This is a genomic window from Microvirga sp. P4_G7 (genome assembly GCF_056401005.1).
Genome location: NZ_JBFUKD010000230.1, coordinates 1 through 5,220, shown reverse-complemented (window position 1 = coordinate 5,220; position 5,220 = coordinate 1). Strand labels below are relative to the sequence as shown.

Here is a 5,220-nt window from a genome sequence, read left to right as displayed (position 1 = left end):
ACGAGGCGTCGCCACGGCTCCCTGGCTGGCGCGTCGAAATCGTCGCAACCGACATCTCGACGGACGTGCTCGATAGGGCCAAAGCGGGCCTCTACAATCAGTTCGAGGTGCAACGCGGCCTGCCGATTCAGCTTCTCGTGAAGTATTTCACCCGCATCGGCGATCAATGGCAGATCGCGCCGCAGATCCGCGCGATGGTCGATTATCGCCCCCTCAACCTGATCAAGGATTTCGGCCACCTCGGCGCGTTCGACATCGTCTATTGCCGCAACGTTCTGATCTATTTCGATAGGCCGACGAAAACCGGGGTCCTCAAGCGCTTGGCGAACGCCATGGTCCCCGACGGTGCTTTGCTTCTGGGAGCCGCCGAGACGGTGATCGGGCTCTCCGACGATCTCGTCCCRGATCAGACCAATCGCGGGCTCTATGAAAAGACGAAGAACATGGACGCCGTCGCGCCGGCCCGGGTCGCCGCGTTGCGCTAGAAACGCATTGGGCGAAGTTTCGCACGGATCGATCCGGACATAAAAAGGGCGGGGAGTTTCCCCGCCCTTTCTTTTTTGCCGCCTATCGCAGGACGGGCAGTGGTTTGACGGCCGGTCCCGTAAATCGGTTCGTCGCGAGATCGCCCAGCGGTTTTTTCGAGAAACCCATCTGAAGGCTCGGCCCGGCGGTGAGGGCGCTTGTCGTCGGACTGATCTTAGGCTTCGGCGGTGTCGGTGGAGCGCTCTTGCTGGAGGTCGTCACCGGCTTCGCCGGGCGCGCGATCGATTCTTCGCGAGCCGGAAGGGCAAGGGGCAGCTCGATCGGCCCGGCGGATGCGACGGTCACGGGCAGCGCGCCGGGCCGGATCGGCGGCAAAGGCACATTGGCGGCCGAAGCGGTTGTCAAGACTTCGGTGGAACCTCGCAATTCGACAGGTCCGGGAATCGGATTGCTCGCAACGAGCGCGCTCGGCCGGACCGGTGGCATCGGCGCATACGCGATCGCGCCTGTCGCAACGATGTCGTCGGGCCGCCGCGGCGGCATGGGTGCGAATGCGACCTCACGCCCGATCCGGAGATCCGAGGCGCTTCCGTTCGCGCCGGACGATCCCTGCTGCCAGGCGAGCGTTGGACCCGTCGGCGTATCGATCGTGCTCGGCAAACCGGCGATACGGGTCGGCGCGACGGGCGGAAGCGGCGGCGGCGCTGCCGGCTCGTCGCGCGCCGCAGGCGCTGCGGCTGCGCGCACAGGTTCGTCTTCGGGTTCCTGGCGCGCGACAGGCGCGGCGCGGACCGGCGCCGCCTGCGGCGCAGTCGCACTATTGTAGGCCTGCAATGCGGCGTAGACGGACCCGTTGGAGTCGTCGGTGTAGTTGGTCTTGTCGGGGCCGCCGCGGCGACCAGCAAGAAGAGCGCGGCCCGGACGAGACGCTGCGCGGATCTCTTCCACGTCCTCATCCTCGTCGCTGCCGCCGAAGAGGGTCGCCCACAAGCTCTTGCGGCGCGGCGCGGCGACTGTATCTCCTGCATCCGCGTAGGCGGTGTAACCCCCGACAGTGCCACCCTTGGACAGGACTTCCGCGCGGGCTTCCTCGTAGCGCGCCATCGGTGTTCCATCCGCCGGAATGTGAACCGTCTTGCCATCGGGGAAGATGCGGGCGAGCTGGTCGCGGGTCATGCGTGGCCAGGCACGGACGCTGCCGACGTCGAGATGCACGAACGGCGTATAGGCGTTCGGATAATACCCGACGCCACCATTCTGGAGGCGCATGCCGATGGCGCGCAGGCGTTCGGTCGATGCATCGGGGATATAGAAATCCATCGCCTTTCCGCGCATGTGCTGGCTGTTCTTGGCGACAGCGCTCGAGCGGCGGCGCAGCATGGAATTGGTGTTGGGTGAACGGTAGGCCGAGTTGACGTGGACCGGCTGGTCCGCACCGACCTCGCGGTAGACTTCCCACACGGTGTCGAATAGGCGCGGATCCATACGGGTGGATTCGGCACGGCGCCAGTCGCGGAGAAACCAGTTCAATTGCTCAAGGGCGGAGGAATCGTATTGCCCGTTCCGCCGGAACGTGACCGTCAGATTCTCTTTGGTGTTGTTGTGATAGAAAGTCAGGGTTCGCGTGTCGCCATTGGCGATGGCATCCTGGGTGCCGCGCGTGCCGCCGATGAGAAGGGTGGCCAATGCTGCCAGCCCGATGCCGACGCAGCGCGCAAGTTTGAACGCGGCCGCTTGGCGATCCGTACGCATAACTCTCACTGTGGTACTCGTCTTTTACGCGCTGCGATGAGAAGGAGCAGCATCCCTGATGATGAAGGGAGATTTGCCGAAGACGGTTACTTCCGCGTTAAGCTCGGTGCAGAAAATCGGGCCAAATTGAGAAAATCAGCCATCGAGGCCGAGAGCGGCCCGAACCTTGCGGTTGATCCCATAGAGATCGTCGAAGGATTTCATGGCGCCATGCTCGTCGAAGCTGAGCGTGAAATAGGTCAGATGCACCGGCAGCGGATCGCGCAGGTGAATGTAGCGCTCGCCCTTGCCGATCAAACCGCGCAGCTTTTGCTCGGTCCATCCCTGACTGCCGAGCACTTCCTCGGCGAGTTGGAAAGGTTGATCGACACGCACGCAGCCGTGGCTGAAGGCGCGCCCTTGGGCTGCGAACAGGTTGCGGTTGGGCGTGTCGTGAAGGTAGACCGAATGCTGGTTCGGGAACATGAACTTCACGTATCCGAGCGCATTGCGCTCACCTGGTGGCTGCTGCACGGAGATCTGATTGCCGCGCCGGATTACCTTATAGCCCTTGCGCGCGGCGTAGGACGGATCGCTCGCAAGCGCCGGCAGGAACTCTTTCTTGAGAATCGACGGCGGCAACGTCCAGGATGGATTGACGACCAGGTATTTCAACTCCTCGGAGAAGATCGGCGTCTGGGATTCCTTCTTGCCGACGATCACGCGCTTTTCCTGCACGATGTCGCCGTTCTCGACGAAACGCAGGCGGAACTCCGGCACGTTGACGGAAATGTGCCGCTCGCCGAGATCCCGTGGGAGCCAGCGCCAGCGTTCCATGTTGGCGATCAGGTCGCCTTCCAGGCGTGCGGGCGACGCATTGCTGTCGAGTGCGGCGAGGGTTTGCGCCGTCAGATCGCCGCTCGTCGGCAAGCCCTTCTGCTTTTGGAAAGCCGCGACGGCTGACGCGACGCGGGTGTCGTATGCGGTCTCGTCCCCTGAACTTGGCCCGAGATTGAATCGCGCGCGGATGAGAGGCACGCGTGGATCGCGCATGCCGACACGCAGGGTAGGGCCCTTCGGTACATGCACGAGAGGCCGCGGTACGTTGGTGTCGCGGAGCCGCGCCAACTTATCTTTCAGCGCACGGTATCCCTCGTGCTGCGGATTGAATCCGAGGAGCGCCGTGCCTGCATCCGGTGCCGAACCGAGAACGACCAAGACACCATCCGCAGACGGAAGATCGAGCGTCGGCGTGATCAGTGCGGAAAGACGTGCGGGATCGAGCCTGCCGCCCCGCGCATCGCGGGCGTAACGAATCGCCGCCACGCTCAGTTTGAGATCGGCTTCGAACCACGCTTTCGGTGAGGCATCTTTGCCCATCTGCAACGCGGGGAGGGGATAATCGGCCGGGTCGAGTCCGTCGCTGGCGGCATTCCTCAAAACGGCAACGAGAGATTGAGCGGCCGGCAACCATTGGCCGTCGCGGGACCAGAGAGTCGGATACGCAGCCGCCGCGTAAACCGCCGCCATCGCATCGCGATCTTTCGCGTTGAGGCGTTGCTCACGCAGAAGCGCTGGGTCTGCAAGGCGCTCGGTCATCGCGGACCGAAGCCAATCGGCCATTGTGAAGGTTACGGCCGCCGGCGGCGTTTCCGGCAATGGTAGATCGGCTGCGCTTTTCAGAGGACGCGCATCGTCCGCCGAAAAGAAGACGGGGGCCGGTGCGGACGGTTGTGGGAACACATTCTCGAAAACCGGATCTGCGGTGTCGAGCGCGACAATTTCGGCCGAGCCCTGTTGGGTCTCGCCCTCAAGCGTTTCCGCCGCCAGAGCGCTGACAGAAAGAATCGACACGGACCCGGCGAGACTGAGCCAGGTCATTGTCTTACGCAGATTACGCATGTCCGTTCACGCTCCTGTTCCCCATTCTCGAACCGGCCTTCGCCGCTGCTCAAGCCGGCCGAGAATCGACATGCTTCTGCAAAGCTTAACGTGCAACTCGCTCAAGCGGCTACATCGACGACGCGGTTTTCTAGGCCCAATTCCTTCAACTTTCTGTAAAGGGTCGAGCGTCCGATCCCGAGCTGACGGGAGATCGCCGACATTTGGCCCCGATAATGCGTGAGCGCGTAGCGAATGATCTCGGCTTCCATTTCCTGCAGCGTGCGAATTTCACCGTGCTCGCTCAGAAGTCGCAATGAATGAGGATCATCCAGTTCGATGCCCGGTGAAGCGAGCATAGGAGCGTGGCTTAACGGCGCGGGCGGAACCGCCATGCGGAAGCCCGCGACCTTGACGGCAATCTGAGGAAATTCCGCGACGCTCAATTGCGGTCCGTCAGCCAGGAGTACGGCGCGCATGAGAACGCTTTCCAGTTGCCGCAAATTGGCCGGCCAGTCGTAGCGCGTCACCAAAGCAGTGGCTTCGGCGGACAAACCGTTCACCGATTTTCCCTCTTCGCGCGCGAATCGCTCGATGAAGAAATGCGCAATGGCCGGAAGGCTGTCGCGCCTTGCCTCCAAGGCCGGAATCGAGATCGGCAGCGTCTGTAATCGATAGTAGAGGTCGTCGCGAAATCGTCCGTCTCGGACATGTTCGATGAGCGGCGTCTCACAGAAGGCGATGATTCGGCCTTCGAAGCGCATGGTCCGCTTCATTTGCGGCGTCGCGATCTCGCGGTTCTGGAGCGCGCGTAAGATCATGGCCTGTTCGTCGCCGGAGAGTCGCTCGACGCCTTGCAACAGCAGCGTGCCGTCTCTCACCTCGACGAGCTTATCGGCCAAGGTTGAGCCGGGCGCGCCGGGATGAAAGCGCACGAAGGATTGCGTCTTGCGTTCGCTCATCGACCAGATGGCGCGCGCCAGGGCTTCCCCGCCAGAGCCCGCCGCACCCTCGATCAGAACCGTCGCGGAGGACCGTGCGGCCCGATCGGCGAGACGTCCCACGGCGCCCATGGCATCGCCCGGCAACCCGACGGCCGCGGCGCTGCGCGATGCGCTGATG

General features: G+C 63.2%; 4 protein-coding genes. 1 reads left to right on the top strand and 3 read right to left on the bottom strand.

Features of this window, described 5'->3' with window-relative positions; translation table 11 throughout:
• The coding region (locus AC1DT3_RS11520) for a CheR family methyltransferase (RefSeq protein WP_477465393.1) at positions 1-485 on the top strand (485 nt) is incomplete at its 5' end.
• 82 nt (positions 486-567) lie between these two features.
• Here the strand turns inward: AC1DT3_RS11520 and AC1DT3_RS11515 are convergent.
• From AC1DT3_RS11515 to AC1DT3_RS11505, 3 genes are all read right to left on the bottom strand, one after another.
• Positions 568-2,238, bottom strand: a complete 1,671-nt coding sequence (locus AC1DT3_RS11515) for a peptidoglycan L,D-endopeptidase MepK (protein ID WP_477465394.1) — start codon at positions 2,236-2,238, stop codon at positions 568-570.
• A gap of 135 nt (positions 2,239-2,373) precedes the next feature.
• Positions 2,374-4,119, bottom strand: coding sequence for a L,D-transpeptidase family protein (locus AC1DT3_RS11510; RefSeq protein WP_477465392.1), 1,746 nt, complete (start codon positions 4,117-4,119; stop codon positions 2,374-2,376).
• A 101-nt stretch (positions 4,120-4,220) separates the two neighbouring features.
• The coding region (locus tag AC1DT3_RS11505) for a sigma-54-dependent transcriptional regulator (protein ID WP_477465391.1) at positions 4,221-5,220 on the bottom strand (1,000 nt) is incomplete at its 5' end.